Here is a 24,566-nt window from a genome sequence, read left to right on the forward strand (position 1 = left end):
GTTAATCGTATGTACAACTTGTTCTCTTAAGTTCTGTAAATTAATACCCAAGATTTCTAAAACCCTTACTGCTACGCCTTCTTCTAATCTCATACAACCCAAAAGCAGATCGCCAGTACTAATATAATTGTGCTTCAGTGCTTTAGCTTCTTCTAAAGATAAATCGAAAACCCGCTTTGCATTTTGTGTAAAAGGAATTTCTACTGCTACAAAACCACTGCCAAGTCCAATAATTTTTTCTACTTCTATACGAGTATCTCTAAGGTTAATACCTTTCAATTTCAACACTTGAGCAGCAACACCAGTTACTTCTCCAATCAGTCCTAAGAGTATTTGTTCTGTACCAACAAAATTATGACCAAGACGGCGTGCTTCTTCCTGCGCTAACATTATCACCTTAATTGCACTCTCTGTAAAACCTTCAAATAAACCTTCGTCTTTGTACTTTTTCTGTTCCGCTATTTCTATTTCTGTTGATGTAATATTTACTAATTGATTTTTTACTTCTTTGTGTATTAAGGTATCAGTAGATTTTTGGTCTAGAAACTCAGATTGTTTGGTTATGTCTTTTTCTATTGCTACAGGCACTTCAATCAGATCGATATCCTCATCTCTAAGTTGCAAAAGTTGCTGAAATCGCTTCAATTCTTCTCGTGTATGCTGGCTCAGAGTTCCTTCATACTGTATTGCCTCAGCTAGTGCTTCTTCGTATTCCCTGAGATTTGCTTGATATTGGCGGTAAGGTTCCAAAACTTCGTTTTCAATTTGGGCTGCTACCTCAGCTGATAAACCCAATTCACTTTGGCGACGTTTGAGAATGCGACGACCTATAACCGAAACATTACCATTTCTGACACATCGCTCTACTTCCTTACGGTACTCCAATTGCGGATCGCCTACAGGAGCTTTCGCTAACTTTATTTTAAAGCCTTCCCTCACAGCATAAATTTCTGGCTTCATTGCTGGGGCTGCTTCTTGCACCTTTTTACGGGCATATTCATGCAGTTCATCTACAGAAATCATGCCGTCGTTATCAGTGTCAGCTGCACCTTTCTCAATCCCTTCGACAATGTAGCGAGTGTAAACTGATAAGTCTGCCCCTTCTTGTTCAAAAGAATACTGAGTAGACGTAGAAGAAGTTAATACCGCCCTTCCTTCTCCTCCTAGTTGATTCTTGATATCTACGGTGTTATCATCTTTCGCCTTCATTCCTTCAGCAAAAGCACCGCTAAAGCAACAGTCTAGAATTATTACCTGTCGCCGAGAACGGCTTTTTTCCATCATTCCATGTATCAGGCTGGCAGCAGTAGCAGTAGTTTGGATGAGTTCACCTGATTGATGCTTGCTGGTTTCGCTGGTTGCTAAATATAATTTGCCACTGTCATCTTTAATTCCGTGTCCAGAGAAATAAAACAGCACTAAATCATCTTTTTGACGATGAGAAAACAGGTTTTCAATTGCTCTTTCCATTAACTGGCGTGGCGGATTTTCCAGCACTGTCATATCAGCATCGGCAAAATCACCCATTTCTGAATGTTGTAAGACTCGCTGCATTGCTTTGATATCTTGCACAGCCCCAGGTAAAGCATTTAATCCTGGTTGGTACTCACTAACCCCAATCAGCAATGCAAATTTTGCCATTGTAACTGTTTACTTTTGACTTACAAAATTTTTTACTGCTTTAACTGCTACTGCCAATTCTGACATATTACTAGTTTTTACCTGGATTTTCTTAGCGTTTATTCCCCATATTTTGGTCTAGCTACATAAAAAATCAGGTGAGCATTGCTCACCTGATTTTTCAATTTCATATAACTCAGGACTGCTTACGCCAAATGTTGCTGGACTTTGGCGACTAATTCATTTGTCCAATGTTGGGTAAGTTCGGCATCAGCGGCTTCAACCATGACTCTAATTACTGGTTCTGTACCAGAGGCGCGGACTAAGATTCTACCACTATCACCCATTGCGGCTTCAGCTAAGGCGATCGCATCTTGAACAGGTTGACAATCTTTCCACCCCAAACGGCGATCGCGATCTACTACTCGCACGTTCTTTAATAATTGGGGATATGTCTGGAAGCTTTGGTCTACTAATTCACCCAAGGAAACACCAGATTGTTTAACTAAGTTGGCGATATGCAGCGCTGTTAATAAGCCATCCCCTGTAAAGCCATAATGTCTACACAAAATATGACCAGATTGTTCGCCGCCTAGCATTCCGCCAGTCCGCAACATTTCGGCTTGCACATATTGATCACCAACGGCGGTACGAATCAATTTACCACCTTGTTGTTGCCAAGCTCGTTCAAATCCTAAATTGGCCATGACGGTGGAAACTATCAGGTTATCTGGTAATTGTTGCTGTTGTTGCAGCTGGCGACCCCAGAGGTAAAGGATATAGTCGCCATTTATTTGTCTACCAGTATTATCGACTGCTAAAACGCGATCGGCATCGCCATCGAAGGCAAATCCGACATCGGCGTGATGTTCTTTAACTGCGGCTTGCAAAATATCGAGGTGGGTAGAACCACACTCAACGTTAATGCAATCGCCATCAGCAGCGTTATGTAAGCAGATAACTTCTGCGCCCATTTCCATCAATACTTGGGGTGCTAACCCAACGGCTGCACCCCAAGCTAAATCTAAAACTATTTTCATCCCTTGCAGATTTCCATGATTCTGCAAGGGCTGTTTCAATGCTTGGCTGTATTCACTCACTAACTGCGGACGAGAATAATGTCTACCGCAACTCATCCCACCTGCAACTGCTAACTTACCGCGTAATCCGGCTTCAATTTCTGCCTGTAATGCTTGTGGCAACTTCGCGCCATCGGCACCAAAAACTTTAATCCCGTTGTCTTCGGGTGGGTTGTGACTGGCAGAAATCATCACGCCGCCGATCGCATCACTCATACTGGTAAGATAAGCAACGCAAGGAGTAGGACATAAGCCTAAATACCATACTTCAATGCCAGCGGCTGTTAACCCAGCACTCAACGCCATTGCTAACATATCGCTAGAATTACGCGAATCTTGCCCCAGAATTACTGGTCGTGTTTCCCCTGCATGGTTCCGTAAAACTACGCCTGTCCAAAAACCTATTTGTAAAGCTAAAGGCGCATTCAGTAATTCTCCTACTTTACCTCGAATCCCATCTGTACCAAACAAAGGAGTTGCGGGTAGCGATATCAAACTAAATGCCAAATTCTCTTCCAGTCCTGTTTCACAACTATAAGATTCTGTGACAGAAAGACCTCGAATATTGCCTTGAGTTCTAGTTATTGATGAAACCATAATATTAAACACCTCACACCGTAAAACCAGAAAATATTACTTTACTCTTTAATTCCAACAATTCAAGTAGCTTTGATAAACTGCCAGTCTTTTGACTCAGCACTTTTATCCGTACTATATACTCGTTTTTCTTTTTAAGAATCTATTATCAATAGACTTAATTAAGTAAAAATCTCTAAAATTTTTCTGATGTTTGTAAAATTTTTATACATAAACTCTACTAATCATCATCTTCGCCATAAATTTTACCCTTGGCGATGAGTAGATTAGTTAGTTTCTCGGAGTCCGATCCAGATTTACAAAAGTATACACTCTGATGGCTTAAAAAATTTTAATATAAATTCTCATCAAATAGTTCTAATGTAACTTTTTAATGACCTTTCTTAGCCGTTCGTAAATCGGAACCTCGGTATATCTTTTTAAAGGTGAGAAATTTTAGTATGAGCAGCAATTTAGCCAGCAAATTGCGTGTCGGCACGAAAAAAGCCCACACGATGGCAGAAAATGTAGGTTTTGTCAAGTGCTTTTTAAAAGGAGTGGTAGAGAAGGCTTCCTACCGTAAGCTAGTGGCTAACTTTTACTTTGTCTACTCGGCAATGGAAGAGGAGATGGAAAAGCACCGCCAGCACCCAATTGTTTCTAAAATTAATTTTCCCCAACTGCACCGTAAGCGTACCCTAGAGCAAGACCTAAGCTTTTATTATGGTACTAACTGGCGTGAGCAAATCAAACTATCGCCTGCGGGTGAAGCTTATGTGCAACGCATCCGCGAAATTTCTGCGACAGAACCAGAATTATTAATTGCTCATTCTTACACCCGTTATTTAGGCGATTTATCCGGGGGACAAATTCTCAAGAACATTGCTGTCACAGCGATGAATTTGAATGAAGGTCAAGGAACAGCCTTTTATGAATTTGCCGACATTCCTGATGAAAAGGCATTTAAAGCCAATTATCGGCAAACATTAGACGAACTGCCCATTGATGATGCTACAGGCGATCGCATCGTTGAGGAAGCTAACGCCGCCTTTGGCACCAACATGAAAATGTTCCAAGAGTTGGAAGGCAACTTGATTAAAGCGATCGGCATGATGTTATACAACAGCCTCACCCGCCGTCGCGCTCGTGGCAGTACCGAACTAGCTACAGCTGAGTAAATTTCTGTAAACTAATTTTAGTTACTTCTAGGGGCGATTTCCCTGGGATCATCTTATCAAGGTAAGGCGATCGCAAGGAAGTTGCCCCTACTGCTGTCTGTAAATAGTGCTGAGTGCTAAGTAAAAAGTCGTAAGGCTAAATGATTGAACAATGGCTAACAAAATTCCCGTTACTGTAATTACAGGCTTCTTAGGCAGTGGTAAAACCAGCCTAATTCGTCACCTGCTGCAAAATAACCAAGGTCGTCGCATCGCCGTTTTAGTCAACGAATTTGGCGAATTGGGTATTGATGGCGAACTGTTGAAATCTTGTCAAATCTGCCCTGAAGATGAGGATGGCGGGAGTAATATCTTTGAGTTAACCAATGGTTGTCTTTGCTGCACTGTGCAGGAAGAATTTTATCCCACAATGCAAGAGTTGATTAAACGGCGGGACAGCATCGACTGTATTGTAATTGAAACATCTGGGTTAGCTTTGCCTAAACCGTTAGTTAAAGCCTTTCGTTGGCAAGAAATTCGCAACGCTGCAACCGTAGATGCAGTAATTACCGTGGTAGATTGTGCAGCTGTCGCCGCCGGGACATTTGCCAGTGATTTAGAAGCGATCGCCGCCCAACGCCAAGCAGATGATAGCTTAGAACATGAGACACCCTTGCAGGAATTATTTGAAGACCAACTCGCCTGTGCAGACTTGGTAGTTTTAAGTAAAACTGACTTAGTAGATGCAGAAACCAAATCACAAGTCGAGCAATTAGTCAAACAAGAACTACCCAGAGTGGTAAAAATGGTCGAGAGCGATCGCGGTCAAATCGATCCATCTGTATTATTAGGATTACAAGCCGCCGTCGAAGATAATTTAGATAGTCGTCCCAGCCATCACGATAACGAAGAAGACCACGACCACGATGACGAAATCACCTCAACCCATCTGATTTTAGACCGCGCCTTCGACCCCGAACAACTCCAACAACAGTTGCAAAATTTAGTCAACCAACAAGAAATCTACCGCATTAAAGGCTTTGTTGCCGTTCCTAATAAACCCATGCGCCTAGTTATGCAAGGTGTAGGAAACCGCTTTGATAAATTTTATGACCGTCCTTGGCAAACAACAGAGGCCAGACAAACCCGCTTAGTGTTTATCGGTCGTGATTTGAACTCCACAGAAATAGAATCCCAACTTGTAGCTTTGTAGGTTATTCTACTTTTGCTATTGATAGTAAACCAAGGTTTTAGGACATCGGTAGATGATAAAACCTAATTCTGTAACCTATAACCTGCTATACCTTTTATGACAATCTCGCAATTATTTGATATTGCCAATTTATTCGTTTTACCTTTTTGGGCGTTGATTATTCTCCTCCCCAACTGGAAAGTCACACGGCGAATTATGGAATCATACATTCCATTTTTGCCCTTAGCTGGAGCATATTTGTATTTATTCATTACCAGCATTACTCTAGAAAATGCCCAAGCTTTATCCAATCCTCAACTAACGGATATTGCGCGATTTTTTGCCGATGAAACAGCTGCTGCAACAGGTTGGATTCATTTTTTAGTGATGGATTTATTTGTTGGCAGATTTATCTATTGGGAAGGTCAGAAAACTGGAGTTTGGACAATTCATTCTCTCATTCTTTGTTTGTTTGCTGGGCCGATGGGAGTGCTTTCTCACATCCTGACTTACTGGATTACCAAAGCAATTTATCCCAAGTTCCCAGCTAATGAAGCAGACACATCACCAGAACAAGCTATGTCAAGATAATTCGTAATTACAATTAGTGGTGGAATCAGATTCACCATTAATTGATGATGGCAATCAAATAGGATTGCTATATTATGCAATGTATATAATTTTTATGCGTATTTAAAACTACGTCTATTAATTCTGTATTTTCTTATGTATGATTGAAAATTGACTTTGTTGTACTAGTTGGAGTCAGAAGTTCTACTATTTACGGCAATTTTGGGCTTAATAAACTTTAAGGTCATGCGATCGCTCTCGCCAATAGCCAGGAAACGTTCCCTATCTTTTTGGCCTTGTCTCAAGGTTGGAGGTAACGCCCAAACGCCAGAAGGATAGTCTTTAGTATCTTTAGGATTGGCATTAATTTCTGATTTGCTCACCAATTTGAAGCCAGCTTTCTCCACAGCAGCAATTACGCCATCTTGAGACATATAGCCCGTTTTAATACTTTCTTCTAAAGAAGTACCCGGCTTGGCGCGGTGTTCTTCCACTCCCAAAATTCCCCCTGGCTTGAGTGCTTTGTAAGCCACTGCATAAACCTGATCGGCATAGCCAGCACCAACCCAGTTATGAATATTGCGGAAAGTCACAACCATATCTACAGAGTTATCTGGGGCTAAAGTTAGTTCTTTTGGGGGATGAATCTGGGCAACTTTCACCTTACCAAAAACTTCTGGATTAGCTTCTAACTTTTGTTGAAAAGCCAAGGCTAACTTCTGTTGGAAAATTACCGAGGGTTGTTTACTGTCGTTCGGCGCAAAGTTAGTAACTATAAGTTGTCCTTTGTCCGCTAGAAATGGAGCTAATATCTCGGTATACCAACCATTTCCCGGCCATAATTCAACTACGGTCATGTTGGGACGTAAACCAAAAAATTCCAGAGTTTCTGCGGGGTGACGATACTTATCTCGTTCCCGATTGGCTGGGGAGCGATGATCGTTAGCAATGATGCTTTGAAGTGTTGTTGTGCTATCCAAAGTTGTGGATTTTTGGCTCTGGTTAGCCAGAACACTCGGAGTTATCACAGATGCTAATACCAACAAAGCTAAAGCTAAGGCTTTGAGCAATCCAAGGCAGCGCACAAGGTTTTTCATCAATGTTTTTTCTCTTTTCTGCTTTAGCATAAGGTAATTTTCTTACGGAAAACTACTTAAATGGGAAATAGAGATTAAACACTTGATTTACAGCCTTGGTGTTCATTTTTTCACCGCACACGATATCAGGCATTGGACTATAGTATTTTTTCTAGGTTTAGTGGTACAATTATACTACTCATGCAGAATTAAATGCTCGTTCCAGTCAGGCGAAGGTAGCCAGTAGTTTTACGATTACTGGGCAACTCCATCGCTTGGCTTTTATGCTAGAAATAACGCACAATAAACAGTCTATACATGAATTCATAATTACGAATTAGGAATTATTAGATTAGGAGGATGCAATGAACAGCTGCGTTTTAATGGCAGATATTATTCAAGAGCCACAATTACGCTACACAGCAGATAATCTAGCAGTTACAGAAATGCTAGTACAGTTTGCTAATTCCCAAAGACCAGAAGATCCGCCAGCAACCTTGAAAGTTGTGAGTTGGGGAAATTTAGCTACAGATGTGCAGCAAAATTATCATCAAGGCGATCGCGTGATTATTGAAGGGCGTTTAGGCATGGTAACATTCGAGCGCCGGAACGAAGGTTTTAAAGAAAAACGTGCCGAACTGACAATTCAACGCATTCATCCTGTAGGCACAGGTTTTTATACTTCATCAGTCCCAGACACTTACTCGCAACCAGCACCTTCAGCAACAACGGCTCCCCCAGCATATACTCAAGCTGAGGTTCCCAGTTATGATTCGCGTCCCGCAGCCGCACCGGCTACTAGCAATGTTAGTGTTGCGCCGCCAGTCAAAAACCCTGAACCAGCATATCAACCCAGCAATTTTGAGCGTAGCTACACGCCAGCGACAGAAGAACCCGATCCAGATGATATTCCGTTTTAAACGGACTTTTGTAAAAATATCGTCGTTGAAAATGGGTGTAAGGGTTTTACTCACTTACACCCTTAATTTTTTGCACTGCGGCGTAAGTCACAAATCGATGAATACGGGGAACGCGTATTTATATTGAGCCTGAATGGTTATTTGTGACCTCAAGCTAAAATGAGCAAAAACTTCAGATTACCAGCATAGTATCGAAACAACTGCTAAAATCCAAATAATTTTCTGTGAATATCCATACGCAACTCCTATGAGAGAAACTGTCCTAGAGGTTCGCAATCTCCAAGTTGAATTTTCCAGTGATGACAACAGCCTCAAAGCTGTAGATGGAATTTCGTTTGAACTACATCGGGGTGAAACTCTAGGAATTGTAGGAGAATCAGGAAGCGGAAAATCTGTAACTTCACTTGCAGTCATGGGGTTGTTACAAACTCCCGGTAGGGTAAGTGGTGGGGAAATTTGGTTTCGTCAACAGCCAGAAGCCAAGCCAATTAATTTGGTAGAGTTACCGCCGGAACAAATGCAGCTACACCGAGGCGGCGACTTGGCGATGATTTTCCAAGAACCGATGAGTTCGCTGAATCCAGTTTATACGATTGGCTTTCAGTTAACGGAAGCGATTATGCGTCATCAAAATGTCTCTACAGCTGAAGCTAGGCAAATTGCGATCGCAGGTTTGCAAGAAGTTAAACTTCTGCCTAGTGATGAACTAATCAAACAACAATATCTCGAAACTTGGCCGCAAACTAACCCCCATTCACCCACACCAGATGATTACAAACTGGCGCAGTTGGTAAAACAGCACAAAGAAGCCATCTTAGAACGTTACCCGCACCAACTTTCCGGCGGACAGTTGCAACGGGTGATGATTGCAATGGCAATTTCTTGCAACCCATTGCTGTTAATTGCAGATGAACCAACCACAGCCTTAGATGTGACGGTGCAAGCCACAATTATTGATTTGTTGAGAGAATTGCAACAAACCCGCGAGATGGCGTTGATTTTTATCACCCACGACTTGGGATTAATCTCGGAAATTGCCGATAAAGTTGGGGTGATGTACAAAGGTAAAATTGTTGAATATGGTGCCGCAGCAGATATTTTTAGTAACCCGCAACATCCATATACTAAGGGATTAGTAGCTTGTCGCCCCACACTCAATCATCGTCCCCACAAACTACTAACGGTGGCAGATTATATGAGTGTGAAGGAAACAGTTAATGGCGAGTTGTTAATTCAGGCAAAAGAACCACCACAACCATCAGAAATTTCTCCAGAAGAAATTAGCACACGATTGGCAAATCTGGAAGAAAAGCCAGCTTTATTGCAAATCCGCAACCTAAAAGTAGGTTTCCCAGTGCGGGGGGTGTTTGGTGGAACAAAACGCTACAACATGGCAGTGAATGATGTTTCCTTTGATGTTAAGCCAGGGGAAACTTTAGGTTTAGTAGGTGAATCTGGTTGCGGTAAAACCACTCTCGGTAGAACTTTGTTGCGGTTAATTGAACCGATAAGTGGAGAGATTATTTTTGATGGTCAGAATATCACCAAGTTAAAGGGCGAAACTTTGCAGAAACTCCGGCGCGAAATGCAAATTGTCTTCCAAAACCCCTTTAGCGCCCTTGACCCCCGGATGAAAGTTGGCGATGCAATTATGGAACCGTTGTTAATTCACTCTGTGGGTAAAACGGTTAAACAACGACGAGATAGAGTTGCGGAACTTTTAGAACGGGTGGGTTTGAGTGCAGATGCGATTAACCGTTATCCTCATCAGTTTTCTGGTGGTCAGCGTCAACGGATTTGTATAGCCCGTTCCTTGGCTTTAAATCCGAGATTTATTATTTGTGATGAATCGGTTTCGGCGCTAGATGTATCGGTGCAGGCGCAAGTATTGAATTTGTTGAAAGAATTGCAAGATGAATTTCAACTCACTTATATTTTTATTTCTCATGATTTGAGTGTAGTGAAATTTATGAGCGATCGCATTTTAGTTATGAATCGTGGTCAAATTGTCGAACAAGGTACAGCCGAAAGCATCTACCGCGAACCTAAACAAGCATATACACAAAAGTTAATTGCGTCCATTCCTACAGGTAGCCCAGAAAGAATACGCGATCGGCATTTGCGGACTATATAATTTTGTCAATAACTATTTATTCTCAGAAAGTGCGATCGCTCGGTGAATGAACTTTGTCCGACATTAGTTAATTTGAAAAATCTGTAGAGATGTAAAAACTTGCATCTCTACAAACCAGTTATTCTGAATAATTAACTTTAAATGAGCTTAATAAGACTCATAGCTGTTAAATACTTGCAATTCGCCTTTTTTATTAAATGCAATCACAGAAAAAGGCTCTTTTGTATTTCCTATTTCCATTCCAGGTGTGCCTACAGGCATTGCGGGAACAGCTAAACCTGCAAGTTGTGGTTTTTGCTTTAGTAACCGCTTGATGTCATCAGCAGGAACATGACCTTCCATCACATAACCGTCGATAATTGCCGTGTGACAAGATGCTAACTCTGAAGGTAAATTATATTTTTGTTTAATTGCCTCCATCTCGTCAGTTTTGACATCTTCTTTAATTTTAAAACCATGTTTTTTTACGTGGTCTAACCAATCTCCACAGCAGCTACAGCTGGGGCTACGATAAACAATCATTTCCTGCTTGCCGGAATAAGATTCAGTTTCATTGTCCCAAATACTCGCTGCGATCGCCGATGCAGAATTACTAGTTATACTCGCTACAGTAATAATTATTATGCCTAGTAAGATAATTCCCGAAGCTAAAAATTTGTTCATTTTCCATACCTCTTTTATATAAAGAATTATTAACTTTAATATATTCTTATCCTACCCTCTAAACACAAGCAAAGTTTGGCCTGTTTATGGCTTTGGTTTATTCTGTCCATAATATAGTTAACATAAATGCAAGTGGCTCCAACCTGAAACTAAAAACTGAACATAGCTTGACTGCTACTTGTATTACAATGTAATATGAAAATATTGATTCACTATCAGCTTGCCAGAAAAAAGCAGACTATACTTGTAGTATATAGTTAAAATCTCTGGAAATTTTGCCTAAACTCAAGTTTTGTAACATTGTGATGAAAAAAAATAAGTAAAGTAACCTTTATTGACCTTGATAGATATAACAGTACTCAATGAGTCGTCAACACCTCAATTTTTCATGTATCTCTCCATAAGTAGTTGAGAAATCAAAGAAGATTGCTATAGTTGAGCAAACATTTTTACGCAAGTAAGTAAAAATATGGCATTTGATTATTTTAGTAGTAACGAAAGCACATCCAATAATAATAAACAGCAAAATTTACTGACTAGTGGTTGGCGGCCATTACAACGAGATTTAGATTGGGAATTTTTATGGCAACTTGCACAAAATGACACCAAGGAATTTGCCCAAAAAAGCTTTAATTTAGCCAGCACATTTAGTGAAGTTTTAGGGAGAAATAATTTTACTTGGTGGGCAAACTTATTAGGCGTAGCCTCTGAAAATACCCGCTATGAATTAGAAAGGTTTTGGAATTATATTACACCTGACCCGCAATCACCAGACCATCGTTATAAAGATGTTTTGAGTACAGAAACACCGATATTACAATTTGTCAGTCGCAACAGCATACCCATTGATTATGTTTTGAATCGTCTACAAGAAATTACTGTTTTACGAGTCTTACAAATTTTAGGCAGACCTAATGTAATTACCCAGTATTACTCCGAGAGAGATTTTTATTTTCCGGTGGAGAAATTTATCAATTGGGAACGTTTAGATGTTGTTAATACTGTGAATGCGTATTGGTCAATGTATGACATTTGGCTGCAAATTGAACCTTACGATCGCGGTAGGCGACAATATACTTTAATGTCTAAAGATTTAGCGCCATTAGTTAACAAAGCTACCTACGATTTAGCGGTGATGTTAAGTGGCTATCAAAGTCGTGTGGGTAAGGTTCACAGCCAATTTCCCATTCGCACATTTCCCGCAGAGATTCAAAGTTTTACCGATACATTACAACAAGCGGTTCTCAATCAAAATCAGTTAGCAGTGGTAGTACATGGCGAACCAGGTACAGGTAAAACCGCCTGGACACAAGCCGTAGCGAAAGAAATTCTGATGCCTTTGGGGTTTGTCATCTTCATTTTAGATCATGATGCGATCGCTAATTTTGTCCCGCCAACTTACTTAGAACGTATTTGTATTATTATTAACGAAGCTGACAACTTAGCCCAAAATCGCGCTTCGGAAATAGCCCAATCTAATAATAAAACCGAACATATTTTGAGTTTGTTGGATGGCACTTTATACCAAAGCGTCATTGATGAATCTGGAATTCAGATGAAACAGCGGTTAGTTGTGTTGATGACTTGCAATACCACCGAAAGATTAGACCCCGCAATGTTACGTAAGGGACGGGTAGATTTAATCGCTGAATTTACACAGCGATTTGTGTAAATTTAGAAAAAAGTCGGCTATGGGTAATAACGTTTTTTGTGGAACTGCGTCAAATTAGTTTAACGCAGAGGTTAAAGGAGGTTTTTTGTAAATGATCCGTTATGTTTTCCAGAGAATGGCGATGAGTCTTAGTGATGCTACTTTAAACTCTGTGATGTTTCACAATTGATTCATCTACCATTCAAACTTTTGAATTTTATTTTGATTAACCTCATCAAAATGTCACAGCATGACTCCGTTACTGTAGACGATGTAAAAGCAGCACAAGGGCGGCTTGTGGGGATAGCGCACCAGACACCAGTGTTAACGTCTAGACTGATGAACGATCGCACCCATAACCAAGTATTTTTTAAATGCGAAAACTTTCAACGCACAGGCGCATTTAAATTTCGAGGTGCATACAATGCCTTAGTACAGTTATCAGAAATTCAAAAACAACAGGGTGTAATTACATTTTCCTCTGGTAATCATGCCCAAGCGATCGCTCTCGCGGGAAAGTTACTGCATATTCCTACAACTATTGTGATGCCTGATGATGCGCCAGAAGTAAAGCAACAAGCCACCCGCAGTTATGGCGCAGAGGTGATTTTATACAGTCGCCACGAAAGTGACCGCGAAGAATTAGCCAAAACCCTAGCCAGCGATCGCCAGCTTACCTTGATTCCGCCGTACGATCATCCTCATGTTATCGCCGGACAAGGAACTACAGCTTTAGAATTCATCCAAGAAGTTGGTCAACTAGACTATTTATTAGTTTGTTGTGGTGGTGGTGGCTTAATATCAGGATGTGCGATCGCGACAAAAGCACTGTTACCTACGTGTCAAGTTATTGGTGTGGAACCAGAACTTGCTGATGATGCAACTCGTTCCTTTCACAGCAAAACTCTGCAAACCGTGATTAATCCGCCAACAATTGCTGATGGTGTGCGGACTCCTAGCCTTGGTAAATTAACTTTTCCCCTAGTACTGAATTACGTTGATGATATGGTGACAGTCTCGGAAACTGCCATTATTAACAGTATGTTTTTCCTGTGGGAACGCCTGAAAATTGTCGTTGAACCTACTGGTGCATTAGCCGCAGCAGCATTACTCAGCGGTGTAGTGTCAGTAAAAGACGCGAAAATAGGTGTAATTATCAGTGGTGGTAATGTAGATTTAGCAAAAGTTGCTAAATTATATTCAGGAAATTACTGAGGAGATTTTGAACTTTTTTTCTCGTTAGCCAGTCAAATAACGATGTGTTCGCCAACCGAGAAAGGATAACTCAAGTTATGACAGTAAAACCGAGATATTTGGTATTGTTGCTGTTCATCTTGTTGGTAGGAAGTAACCCCATCTATGCAGCTACTAAGCCTGTTGACCCCAAAATATTACACTTAATTAATCGTCTGAGTTTTGGGGCTAAACCGGGAGACCTTCAGAAAGTCCAGTCTTTAGGTGTAGAGAGCTATATTAAACAACAACTTTCACCCAATTCTATATCCGAACCGCCCAGCCTCACCCGCCAGCTTTCACAGCTAGACACTCTCCGGTTAAATACAGTCGAAGTTAGAGAATATCTCAAGAATTCGCCACAAGCAACTCCAGAAGAAAAAAAAGCCCAGCAAAGGAAAGGAAACAAAATTTTACCAGAAGCAGTCAAAGCGCGGTTATTACGAGCTACTAGTAGTAACCGCCAACTGCAAGAAGTAATGGTGGACTTTTGGTATAACCACTTCAATGTTTATGGGGGTAAAGGAAATGCTCGCTACTGGACGAGTGCGTACGAACAAGAAGCCATTAGACCTTATGTTTTCGGGCGATTTCGTGATTTATTAGGTGCAACAGCCCATCATCCAGCAATGCTAGTTTATTTAGACAACGCGCAAAATAAAGGTAGTGGTCGTCGTGGTGTGACTCCACGGGTGAACGAAAACTATGCGCGGGAATTAATGGAACTGCATACTCTAGGTGCAGATGGTGGCTATACCCAACAAGATGTGATTGCTTTAGCGAGAATTTTTACTGGTTGGGGAATAGCTCGTCCTAATCAACAGACCAATGGCAAGTCACTATTTTACTTTGAACCCAAGTTTCATGATCCGAGTGATAAGGTTTTTTTAGGACGTACGATTAAAGCCAGTGGCGAAGCTGAAGGAGAAACAGCTTTAGATATATTGGCACGGAGTCCCGCTACGGCTCATCATATTAGTTACCAATTAGCGCAGTATTTTGTCAGCGATCGCCCACCTACATCTTTAGTTAATCGTCTCACACAACGCTTTCTTAAAACCGATGGCAATATTCGTGCTGTTTTAGAAACTTTATTCCAAAGCCCAGAATTTTGGGATAAAAAATATTTCAACGCTAAATTTAAAACACCATTACAATATACTGTCTCAGCAGTCCGGGCTACAGGGCTGGAAGTAAACAATACCCTACCCCTTTCCCGCAACTTGGAACAATTAGAAATGCCTTTGTATGGTTGTCGGACTCCTGATGGGTACAAAAATACACAAGATGTTTGGTTGAATCCCGAAGCGATGAACCGTCGCCTCAGCTTTGCAACTGCATTAGGTGGTGGTCGCGTACCACTGCTTGGAACAGTCAATAATGCCCCTAAAAGTAAAAGCATTAACCGCATTCAACCCCTCGATGCAACTCAGTTAATCAACACCTTGGGTAACTCTCTTTCACCCAAAACCCAAAGCGCGATCGCCTCTAGTCCCCCAGAACTCAAAGCCGCATTAGTCCTGGGTAGCCCAGAATTTATGCGCCGTTAGGCTACTAGGTTCATACTCAGCGAGACGTTGCGTGCGGGGGTTCCCCCCGTTGAGCAAACTTCGGTAACTCAGCACTTTAAATTAACAATATGAAAAGACGTGATTTTCTCATCCAAGCAGGACTGTTTTCTACAACTGCGATCGCCTCTGTTGGTTGTAATACTTGGGTAGTTCATTCTGCTACCAAAAAAAGCGATCGCCAGCGTTTGATTGTGGTTTTTATGCGTGGTGGTGCAGATGGTTTAAATATCGTCGTTCCTTACACAGAGCCAGCTTACTATCAAGCCCGACCAAAAATCGCCCTTGCCAAACCCGGACAAGAAAAAGGTGTTTTAGATTTGGATGGACACTTTGGCTTACATCCAGCTTTATCACCAATTATGCCCCTGTGGCAACAAGGTAATTTAGCCTTTGTTCATGCTTCTGGTTCCCCCGATCCCTCTCGTTCCCATTTTGACGCGCAGTTTTATATGGAAATTGGCATTCCTGGGAACCAAAGAATTAACGAAGGTTGGATGAATCGCTTATTGGGTGCTATCTCTAACAAAACACCCATCCAAGCAGTTAGCTTGGGTAGCACTAAACCCCGCATTTTGAATGGTTTAATGCCAGTTGCTAACATAGGCTCTGGGAGAAATGCTAACAAACCAATTTCTTTAGATCGACCACAAGTAGGCGCAGCATTTGACCGACTATATAGTGGTAATGATGTTCTTAGTCAAACCTATCATCAAGGACGCGTTGCCCGTGCCGCCTTGATGAATGACTTCGCCCAAGAAATGAAAATGGCGAATAATGGCGCACCATCACCCAATGTTTTTGTTGGTGATGCTCAACGCTTAGGTAAACTGATGGCCAAAGACCCTAGAATTGAGTTAGGCTTTATGTCTTTGGGTGGTTGGGATACCCATATTAATCAAGGTAGCGATCGCGGTTATTTAGCTAAAAGCTTAGGAAGTTTGGGCAAAGGTTTAGCGGCTTTAGTGCAGAATTTAGGGCCAGCTTATCAAAACACAGTAATTTTAGTCATGTCTGAATTTGGCAGGACATTACGCGAAAATGGTAATGGTGGCACAGATCATGGCCACGGCAATGTCATGTGGGTTTTAGGTGGCAAAGTCCGTGGTGGCAAAGTTTACGGCGAATGGCCTGGTTTGGAAACTGCTGCACTTTATGAAAAAAGAGATTTGGCTATTACTACTGATTTTCGAGATGTAATTTCTGATGTTTTAGCACAACACCTGTCTGTGAATGACAAGCAACTCAGTAAAATTTTCCCCAGTTATACTCCCAAGCAAAAAATTGCTTTGTTATAGCAGGTTACAGGCTTAACATTCCATCAGGCATGATTTTACAAGAACTTTTTGCTGTATGAATACCCCACGCTTAGTCAAGATTAGTAAATTCTTGAGCAAATATCTCCGCCATCAACCAGAATCTTTAGGAATTACACTTGCGCCTGGTGGTTGGGTTGCAGTTGATGAACTTTTAGCGGCTTGTGCAAAAAATAAGTTTCCCATTACGCGCCAGGAATTAGCAGATGTAGTCGCCACTAACGATAAACAACGCTTTAGTTTCGACTCTACAGGTACTCAGATTCGTGCTAACCAAGGCCACAGCGTTGAAATTGATTTACAATTACTCCCATCTGTCCCCCCTAACGTGCTGTATCACGGGACAGGATACAAAGCCGTCGAGTCCATCTTGCAAACCGGACTGAATAAAATGTCTCGACATCATGTCCATTTATCGCAGGATATTACTACAGCAAAAACTGTCGGCGCACGACATGGTAAACCCGTTGTTCTTGCTGTAGACGCAGCGACTATGTATCAGATGGGTTACATATTCTACTGTTCTGAGAATGGTGTTTGGTTAGTAGATGCTGTACCGCCTGAATATCTACACCAACTATAAAATTAGAATCTACTACTAGGGAAAAATAGCAAATCGACAGCTTCACCAATAAATAAACCTGCTCCTGCCAAGAGTGTTAACATCCGAAATGAATCTTTTTTGTCAAAGCCAGCAAAACGCATTTCTAAATCTGCCAAAAAAGTAGTTGCTATTGGTATCAGAAATAAACTAAACAATAACGACCAAGTGGCAACTAAAGCAACTGATGCACCTAAAGATAAAATAACAATTAAAATTTTAGAACCAAAAGCCGTTAGCTCTTCCAGCCAAGCATTACTTCTGCGAACAACAGCTATAGCCACAACCGCAATAAAAGCCCCAACTAACCAAACGATGTGATGCACAGCCAGATACCATCCTAGCAAGGCATAAGCCAGCCACAATAGTACAAGTGGCATCATAGGAATCCTAGTCGAAAATTCCATGTTCATATTGTTTAAGAATGATCATAATTTTAAATATCACTTAAATTCTAATCAGAATATTGATGATAGAAATTTCATCGAAACTGTAATTAATACTTTGTAAATATCGCACACAAAAACAAAGAATAAAATATATTAAATTCTGCATAATGATAGTTGCAATATAGTAATAATTATGCTTTTACAAAATTAGATATACTTTCCATAAATTCAACACATCTTTTGCCAATTAGATGTTTTTTAGAAATTGAGTACGAAATACATCTAAAAACTTTATAAACTCAGCGTTACTTAATTTATTTCAAGTATAAAATGTACCTAAATTTACTATTTATTAAACATAAATTTACATAAACTTTATATAAGCACTAAACTTGTTATTATGCCAGAAACTAGATATTACAGTATTTATCACTGAATATAAAGTAATATTCAGAAGTTGATAAAATTAAAGATTTAATAAAAATTCATAAAAAAAGTTGATTGTATTTATTTAAGTAGTAATCTTAATTACTAAGCACATTGGGAAAGATTACTTAAATTTGCTTGATCGCAACTTAATGGTAATCGCTTGATCTTAGCTGTTTCATCTGAAAGTACATGAAAGCAACTCGCATTTTAAATCAACCACTAACAAATCCCCAATTGTGGTTATTAGGAATAGGCGCAGGCTTAGTTGCAATACTTTTAACCATAATTTGGAAAGCGGGCGATGATTCTCACTTAGGAATAATAGTTTTATCTTTATTTGCTGTAGTCTCCTTACTAGGAGATAAAAAACATAAACTTAAATTAGAAAGCGATATTATCTCTAGTGTTATCGGTACAGTTTTAATAGCCATTGTACTTTGGTATAGTACTCACTTCCCGCCAGGGAAATTATTTGCAGTATACACTCATGTTGCACCTTTCTTTGCTGCACTTGGAATAAGTTTACTTGCTTCTGGATTGAAGGGATTAAAGCAATATTGGCAAGAACTAGCGATTCTTTTTTTCGCTAGTGTACCTAAAGTCTTAATTTTTGCTTTATTAAATGTGAAACCATTATCGGTTTTAACTGCCAAATTGTCTACATTAATACTTTGGTACGCTGGGTTTGAAGTATATCTGCAAGATGTCTATATAAATTTACCAACTGGTGGAATTAAAGTTGCAGAAAACTGTGCAGGAATAGAATGGATATGCCATCTTTTAGGGCTATCTGTAATTGGTTTATTAATGTTTCCTCCAGAACGTAAAAAAAGAATATTAGTGCCTATAGTAGCTGTAATTATCGCTTTTATAGTTAATGCAGTCAGAGTTGCAGTTTTAGCGGTCATCGCCGCTAATCAACATCAGCAAGCTTTTAAGTTTTGGCATGTGGGAGATGGTTCATTAATATTTGGAATGATTACAGTGATACTTTTTGGTATATTTTACTGGTTTTTACTCAATCCACCAGAACCTAAAAAAAGAGAATTACAAGGTCTAAAAGCTAATGAAGATTTGGAGTAAACTGCGTATTTTATTGTTAGCTGTAAATCTAGGCTGTATCATTTTAGTTTTGGTAAATGTCATCCAAAAAGAATCATCAAAAAAGCCCAAATTAGAAGAATATAGAAGTCAAGTTTTTGTTGGTGAATTTCAGACAAGAGAATTTACAATTAGATTATTATCTTAGCTTGAATTTAACTTTGGAACATTTGCTAGAAATATGACTAAATCAAACACTGATAAACTTATTCCCGTAATTCAGGAGTTGCAGGAATTTGCTTACAACCAAGTAGGCTCAATGAATATTTTACGAGTTCTTGGTTATGGGTTATTGTTGTTGGCATTATTCGATATAGTTGAAACTATTTTTCCGCCTAGCTTTATGAATCCCGTTTGGGAATTTCAAACTTTTGGTGCATTAGTCGAAAGAGTACCTGTGAGTTTGATTGGTTTGGCATTAGTGTTTTATGGTGAGCTACACGCACGCTCTAAGTGGGAATTTTTAACTTTAAAATTACTATCTTGGATAAGTTTGTTGTTAGCGATAATTTTTATATTACTTATTCCTGTTGGTATTAGTAATACAGTCAGACTTAGCAAGCAAAGTTATAATCAAATTAACAATTTATCTCAGCAACAAATATTGCAAGCTGAACAAGTTGAACAGCGACTTAACCAAGCTAAACCAGAACAAATAGAAACTTTGCTCAAAAGTCAAGGCCGTTCAGTCGATGCAAGTAATCCTCAAGAATTAAAAGAAAAAGTTTTATCAGAAGTTTCCCAAGCTAAAGAGAAAATTAAACTACAAGCTCAAGCTAATCAATCAACTCAGCGGTTAAATTTACTAAAAAATTCTGTGAAATGGAATTTGGGGGCTTTAGTAACATCTGCTTTATTTTTCATCTTTTGGAGAACCACTAATTGGGCCAGAAGTAAGTGAGATAGTCGGTGAAAAGTTTACAAGCTTTGTGTTGGCTAGTTTTTATCATTTGTATTTGTGGATGTCTGAAACTGTAATTGAAATTTAGTAAAGCAAAAAAGTAGGGTAGGCAATTTAAATTGCCTACCCTACTTTAATTAATGCAAGACTTAACTAAATTAAACTTTTGCGAGTTCTGGTGTAGGACGCTTACTGTTGCGAATATTAGTAATTGCTTCAGCATAATCTTTGGCGTTGAATACAGCAGAACCAGCAACAATAGCATTAGCGCCTGCTTCTAAAACCTGCCAAGTATTGTTAGCTTTCAGTCCGCCATCAACTTCAATCCAGGGGTTGAGTCCGCGCTCATCGCACATCTGACGCAGTTGTCTAATTTTGGGTACAACACCAGGGATGAAGCTTTGACCACCGAAACCGGGGTTAACGCTCATAATTAGGATTAAATCGCAAAGTTCCAGTACGTACTCAATGAATTCTAATGGTGTGGAAGGATTGAGTACTACCCCTGCTTGTTTACCAAGTTCTTTAATTTGACCGAGAGTGCGGTGTAAGTGCGGCGAAGCATTATGTTCGGCGTGTACAGAGATAATATCTGCACCTGCTTTAGCAAAGCTTTCTACATACTTTTCTGGTTCCACAATCATCAAGTGGACATCCAGAGGTTTTGTAGTGACTGGACGAATCGCCTCCACAACCAGAGGGCCTATCGTAATATTAGGTACAAAACGACCGTCCATTACATCAACATGAATCCAATCTGCTCCAGCTGCGTCTACAGCGCGAATTTCATCGCCCAGACGACTAAAATCGGCTGATAGTATAGATGGAGAGATCACAATGGGCTTTTCAGATCGGTTTTGGGTCATGGCTAGTGGGTTTTTAAGCGTCCTCGTCTGTAAGCATTGTAACAAAAGACTGTAACAAAATATTGAGTAATTCTCTGGAGTTTAATCTTGCTTTATCAGGTAAAGGCCATAAGCCGCTTACCTGTTGAGGTCAGCAGAGAAGAAAGAGAGAATGACAAATGACCGATAAATATTGACCATTGACTATTAATTATGAACAAAAAACTAAGTTGGCTAATTTGGGGTTTGAGTGCATCTTGTTTGAGTGTACCTGTACTGGCTTTAGGGTTAGACACTTCCTTAGGAACAAATGGTATTGATGCTTTAAAACTACATCAGTCTCCTTACAATTTAATCGGTCGCAAAATAGCCATTGGTCAAGTAGAAATAGGTCGTCCGGGAATGTTTGGTTGGGATAAAGCCGTCTCAAAAAATCGCAGGATATCTTTAGCGGCAGTTTTCTCACGTAATGGCCCCGCAAAATCAAATACAGGTGTTGACCCCCACGCTTATAATGTCGCTGGGGTGATGGTGAGTACAGATAAGGGTTTACCTGGGGTCGCACCAGGAGCCAGACTGTATTCTTCTGCTGTCGGTTCTACGAAAAACATGGGTCAGCCAGAAGAGTGTTTATCCGCACAACACATTGCATTCCAAAATGGCGGTGATATCCGCGCAATTAACTTTAGTTTTGGTGAACCCCTCAACCGTGATCCACGCGCGGATGCTGTTCTAGATGGGAATGCTTTGTTAACGTTATGTGTTGACTGGTCGAGTCGGGTTCATGATGTTTTGTATGCGATCGCAGGCAATCAGGGTAAAGGTGGGATTCCGATTCCTACAGATAATTTTAATGGAGTTAACGTGGCTTTTTCATCCCGACGCGGCGGGATTTTTAATAAAGTAGATGTTTCTAATCTCGCAGGGGTGAATCAGGGAGCTAGTGGAAGGTTAGCAGGCAAAGAATTTAATCTGGATGGCCGTCGCGCCATCAGTATAGTTGCCCCTGGGAATAATATTCCTCTGCTGAATCCTGACGGCAAAATTAATAAAGCGACAGGTACAAGTTTTGCTGCACCTCATGTTACAGCTACAGTCGCTTTGTTACAGGAATTTGGCGATCGCCAACTCCGCACAAAAAAAACTAATTGGAGTGTTGATAGCCGCCGTCATCAAGTAATGAAAGCAGTGTTACTCAACTCCGCCGATAAAATCCAAGACAGTGGTAATGGTTTGCGTTTAGGGATGTCACGGACGCTAATCGATAAACAGAATCAAAATTGGTTAGATTCTGACGCTTATAAAAACCCGAAAATTCCCTTAGATGCTCAAATGGGTGCAGGTCATTTAAATGCGTTTCGCGCTTATCAACAATTTAGCGCTGGACAATGGCAACCGGCAAAGGCTGTCCCCGCGATTGGGTGGGATTATCGCCAAGTTGAGGTGGGGAATAGTGTTGATTATCAGTTAACAAAACCGTTAAAGCAAGGGAATTTCGTTTCCATCACCCTGAGTTGGGATAGATTGGTCGAGTTGAGCGATCGCAATCAAAACGAACAGTTTGATGTTGGCGAAACTTTTAGCGATAAGGGTTTAAATAACCTCGACCTCTACTTAGTCAAAGCTGATGCTAAAAATTCTGAGGCTGGTGTTGTTTGTTCTTCCATTAGTCAAATTGATAGTGTAGAACATATTTTCTGCCCCGTTCCTGCTAATGGGAATTACAAAATGCGTGTGCAATTTCGCCAACAGGTAAACGTTCCAACTCAACCTTATGCTTTGGCTTGGTGGACTGTGAATTAAAGTATAAAGTATGAAGTCAGTAGTCAAAAGTTATTTTAGACTATTGACTTTTGACGCTCCGAATTTTGGATTTTGGATGAAAAATTTTTTGGGTTCATGCCCCATTCCCTTGTGGGTGGAATAAATCTAAAATCCCCAAGCTGCATCCGTACCCTACGAGAACACTTTGTGTACATGGATGCAGTTAATCTCAAATTTAAAATCCAAAATCTAAAATTGATTGACTTTGGACTACTATTTGGAGTTAGTATACTAACTAACAACTTAATTCAAAATCACTGCTACTCACTGAATTACCGTTACCAAAACTGTAACCGTCAAAGGTTGATGCCCCTACTAATGCAATAGTTAATCATTAACGCATTTAGCATCAATAGTGATAGTTGCTAAACATCTTTGGTAAGTGAGGTGGAATCATGAATCGGCAAAAGTTGCGCGGTATGAAAGAAAATTTTCTGCAAAGACGTTATGCTGTCAGCCTAGGAAGGCGTTATGTCATAGCTGCTGCGAGTGTCGTTTTGTTTGGTGTATTGGGTTGTTCTCAAGTTAATAGTAATAGTGATGCCCTTGCTGACTCTAAAATGCCTCAAACAGAGTTACCATTGCAAAAAAAAACAGTAAAAGCTGATACAAAATTAGTAAAAGCCAATAATAAATTTGGCTTCAAGCTATTTTCAGAAATTTTGACAGCAGAAAGTAGCGAGAAGAACATTTTTATCTCACCTTCTAGTTTGGCGATCGCCTTAGCCATGACCTATAACGGTGCTAGTGGTTCTACTCAAAAAGCAATGGCGAAAACCTTAGAACTTCAAGGTATGAGTTTGGCAGAAATTAACTCTAATTATGCAAATTTAAAAAGTCTGTTAGAAAATCCCGATGCTAATGTGCAATTAAATATTGCTAATTCATTGTGGGTAAATCAGGATGTGACTCTGCGTCCAGATTTCCTCCAAAGAAATCAAGAATTTTACCAAGCTAAGATAGCTAATTTAGACTTTAAATCCGCCTCAGCTTTAAGTAGCATTAATAATTGGGTTAACGATAATACACGCGGCAAAATCAGCAAAATAGTTGACAAAATTGAACCTAACCAAGCATTATTTTTGATTAATGCTATTTACTTTAAAGGGCAATGGAGTGAAAAGTTTGATAAAAATCAAACCACTGAACACCCTTTTTATAGTGCATCTGGTCAGAAAAAACCACACATGATGATGTCTCAGACAGGAGAATATCAATATTATGAAAATGAACAATTCCAAGCAGTAAGTTTACCTTACGGAAAAGACAAAAAAGTCAGCTTTTATATCTTTTTGCCAAAACAAAACTCTAATGTCAAAACCTTTTATCAAAACTTGAATGCTGAGAACTGGGAAAAATGGCTAACACAATTTAAAAGCCAAGATGGTTTTATTCGCTTACCCAAATTTAAAACAGACTACGAAGTGACACTTAATGATGCGCTCAAAGCCTTGGGTATGCAGGAAGCTTTTAGTAAACAAGCCAACTTTTCCGAGATGGGGAAAGATTTGGCTATTAGCCAGGTAAAACACAAAACTTTTGTAGAAGTCAATGAAGAAGGCACAGAAGCGGCTGCGGCGACATCCGTAGGGATAGTTACAACATCCTTGAGAGAAAAGCCAGAACCATTCCGGATGATTGTTGATCGTCCCTTCTTCTGTGCCATACGAGATAATCAAACAGGTAGCATTTTGTTTATGGGTTCAATTTTGGAACCATAA

At 40.1% G+C, this 24,566-nt stretch carries 19 protein-coding genes and 2 pseudogenes; 14 read left to right on the plus strand and 7 right to left on the minus strand.

What is annotated here, in order from left to right:
• Window positions 1-12: 12 nt before the first annotated feature.
• From NOS7107_RS28730 to glmM, 3 genes and pseudogenes are all read right to left on the minus strand, one after another.
• Window positions 13-390 (minus strand): annotated as a pseudogene (locus NOS7107_RS28730) (Clp protease N-terminal domain-containing protein); the annotation flags it as partial.
• 567 nt (window positions 391-957) lie between these two features.
• A pseudogene (locus tag NOS7107_RS29490) lies at window positions 958-1,641 on the minus strand (caspase domain-containing protein); the annotation flags it as partial.
• Window positions 1,642-1,826: 185 nt separating this feature from the next.
• On the minus strand, window positions 1,827-3,296 hold the full coding sequence (gene glmM / locus NOS7107_RS20800; protein ID WP_015114920.1) for a phosphoglucosamine mutase: 1,470 nt from the start codon (window positions 3,294-3,296) through the stop codon (window positions 1,827-1,829).
• A 440-nt stretch (window positions 3,297-3,736) separates the two neighbouring features.
• Between glmM and NOS7107_RS20805 the strand changes: the two genes are divergently transcribed.
• The 3 genes from NOS7107_RS20805 (at window position 3,737) to NOS7107_RS20815 (ending at window position 6,215) form a co-directional block, all read left to right on the plus strand.
• Complete coding sequence (locus NOS7107_RS20805; protein ID WP_015114921.1) at window positions 3,737-4,453, plus strand: heme oxygenase (biliverdin-producing); 717 nt, start codon at window positions 3,737-3,739, stop codon at window positions 4,451-4,453.
• 151 nt (window positions 4,454-4,604) lie between these two features.
• Window positions 4,605-5,645 carry a cobalamin biosynthesis protein CobW gene (cobW, locus tag NOS7107_RS20810; protein ID WP_015114922.1) on the plus strand — a complete coding sequence of 347 codons (1,041 nt, stop codon included), beginning with the start codon at window positions 4,605-4,607 and terminating at the stop codon, window positions 5,643-5,645.
• Window positions 5,646-5,741: 96 nt separating this feature from the next.
• Window positions 5,742-6,215 carry an ABA4-like family protein gene (locus NOS7107_RS20815; RefSeq protein ID WP_015114923.1) on the plus strand — a complete coding sequence of 158 codons (474 nt, stop codon included), beginning with the start codon at window positions 5,742-5,744 and terminating at the stop codon, window positions 6,213-6,215.
• A 164-nt stretch (window positions 6,216-6,379) separates the two neighbouring features.
• Here NOS7107_RS20815 and NOS7107_RS20820 read toward each other — a convergent pair whose 3' ends face one another.
• Window positions 6,380-7,291, minus strand: coding sequence for a class I SAM-dependent methyltransferase (locus tag NOS7107_RS20820; protein WP_172641468.1), 912 nt, complete (start codon window positions 7,289-7,291; stop codon window positions 6,380-6,382).
• Window positions 7,292-7,635: 344 nt separating this feature from the next.
• Here NOS7107_RS20820 and NOS7107_RS20825 point away from each other — a divergent pair, with 344 nt between their 5' ends.
• Both NOS7107_RS20825 and NOS7107_RS20830 read left to right on the plus strand, forming a co-directional pair.
• Window positions 7,636-8,190, plus strand: a complete 555-nt coding sequence (locus NOS7107_RS20825) for a single-stranded DNA-binding protein (RefSeq protein ID WP_015114925.1) — start codon at window positions 7,636-7,638, stop codon at window positions 8,188-8,190.
• Window positions 8,191-8,437: 247 nt separating this feature from the next.
• Complete coding sequence (locus tag NOS7107_RS20830) at window positions 8,438-10,324, plus strand: ABC transporter ATP-binding protein (RefSeq protein WP_015114926.1); 1,887 nt, start codon at window positions 8,438-8,440, stop codon at window positions 10,322-10,324.
• A gap of 147 nt (window positions 10,325-10,471) precedes the next feature.
• On the opposite strand, the gene NOS7107_RS20835 is transcribed toward NOS7107_RS20830, so the two are convergent.
• The gene (locus NOS7107_RS20835) at window positions 10,472-10,987 is read right to left on the minus strand and encodes a DUF411 domain-containing protein (protein WP_015114927.1); all 516 of its coding nucleotides are present in this window, start codon (window positions 10,985-10,987) and stop codon (window positions 10,472-10,474) included.
• A 469-nt stretch (window positions 10,988-11,456) separates the two neighbouring features.
• Here NOS7107_RS20835 and NOS7107_RS20840 point away from each other — a divergent pair, with 469 nt between their 5' ends.
• The 5 genes from NOS7107_RS20840 (at window position 11,457) to NOS7107_RS20860 (ending at window position 17,338) form a co-directional block, all read left to right on the plus strand.
• The gene (locus tag NOS7107_RS20840; RefSeq protein WP_015114928.1) at window positions 11,457-12,659 is read left to right on the plus strand and encodes an AAA family ATPase; all 1,203 of its coding nucleotides are present in this window, start codon (window positions 11,457-11,459) and stop codon (window positions 12,657-12,659) included.
• A 219-nt stretch (window positions 12,660-12,878) separates the two neighbouring features.
• Window positions 12,879-13,853, plus strand: coding sequence for a threo-3-hydroxy-L-aspartate ammonia-lyase (locus NOS7107_RS20845; protein ID WP_015114929.1), 975 nt, complete (start codon window positions 12,879-12,881; stop codon window positions 13,851-13,853).
• A 77-nt stretch (window positions 13,854-13,930) separates the two neighbouring features.
• Window positions 13,931-15,421: a DUF1800 domain-containing protein gene (locus tag NOS7107_RS20850; protein WP_015114930.1), complete on the plus strand. Its 1,491-nt coding sequence runs from the start codon at window positions 13,931-13,933 to the stop codon at window positions 15,419-15,421.
• Window positions 15,422-15,510: 89 nt separating this feature from the next.
• The gene (locus tag NOS7107_RS20855; protein ID WP_015114931.1) at window positions 15,511-16,737 is read left to right on the plus strand and encodes a DUF1501 domain-containing protein; all 1,227 of its coding nucleotides are present in this window, start codon (window positions 15,511-15,513) and stop codon (window positions 16,735-16,737) included.
• Between the two features lie 55 nt (window positions 16,738-16,792).
• Entirely contained in the window at window positions 16,793-17,338 is a 546-nt protein-coding gene (locus NOS7107_RS20860) for an RNA 2'-phosphotransferase (RefSeq protein WP_015114932.1), read from the plus strand.
• 2 nt (window positions 17,339-17,340) lie between these two features.
• On the opposite strand, the gene NOS7107_RS20865 is transcribed toward NOS7107_RS20860, so the two are convergent.
• On the minus strand, window positions 17,341-17,769 hold the full coding sequence (locus NOS7107_RS20865; protein WP_044500204.1) for a hypothetical protein: 429 nt from the start codon (window positions 17,767-17,769) through the stop codon (window positions 17,341-17,343).
• A 639-nt stretch (window positions 17,770-18,408) separates the two neighbouring features.
• Between NOS7107_RS20865 and crtA the strand changes: the two genes are divergently transcribed.
• Both crtA and NOS7107_RS20880 read left to right on the plus strand, forming a co-directional pair.
• Window positions 18,409-19,257 (plus strand): cyanoexosortase A, encoded by an 849-nt coding sequence (gene crtA, locus NOS7107_RS20870; RefSeq protein ID WP_253274466.1) that lies wholly within the window; start codon window positions 18,409-18,411, stop codon window positions 19,255-19,257.
• A gap of 199 nt (window positions 19,258-19,456) precedes the next feature.
• Entirely contained in the window at window positions 19,457-20,176 is a 720-nt protein-coding gene (locus NOS7107_RS20880) for an HpsJ family protein (RefSeq protein ID WP_015114936.1), read from the plus strand.
• Between the two features lie 158 nt (window positions 20,177-20,334).
• Here NOS7107_RS20880 and rpe read toward each other — a convergent pair whose 3' ends face one another.
• Window positions 20,335-21,042 (minus strand): ribulose-phosphate 3-epimerase, encoded by a 708-nt coding sequence (gene rpe / locus NOS7107_RS20885; protein WP_015114937.1) that lies wholly within the window; start codon window positions 21,040-21,042, stop codon window positions 20,335-20,337.
• Window positions 21,043-21,234: 192 nt separating this feature from the next.
• Here rpe and NOS7107_RS20890 point away from each other — a divergent pair, with 192 nt between their 5' ends.
• Window positions 21,235-22,824 carry a S8 family serine peptidase gene (locus NOS7107_RS20890; RefSeq protein WP_015114938.1) on the plus strand — a complete coding sequence of 530 codons (1,590 nt, stop codon included), beginning with the start codon at window positions 21,235-21,237 and terminating at the stop codon, window positions 22,822-22,824.
• A gap of 416 nt (window positions 22,825-23,240) precedes the next feature.
• Window positions 23,241-24,566: a serpin family protein gene (locus NOS7107_RS20895; RefSeq protein ID WP_015114939.1), complete on the plus strand. Its 1,326-nt coding sequence runs from the start codon at window positions 23,241-23,243 to the stop codon at window positions 24,564-24,566.

Origin of the sequence: Nostoc sp. PCC 7107 (assembly GCF_000316625.1) — a bacterium.
GTDB lineage: Bacteria > Cyanobacteriota > Cyanobacteriia > Cyanobacteriales > Nostocaceae > Nostoc_B.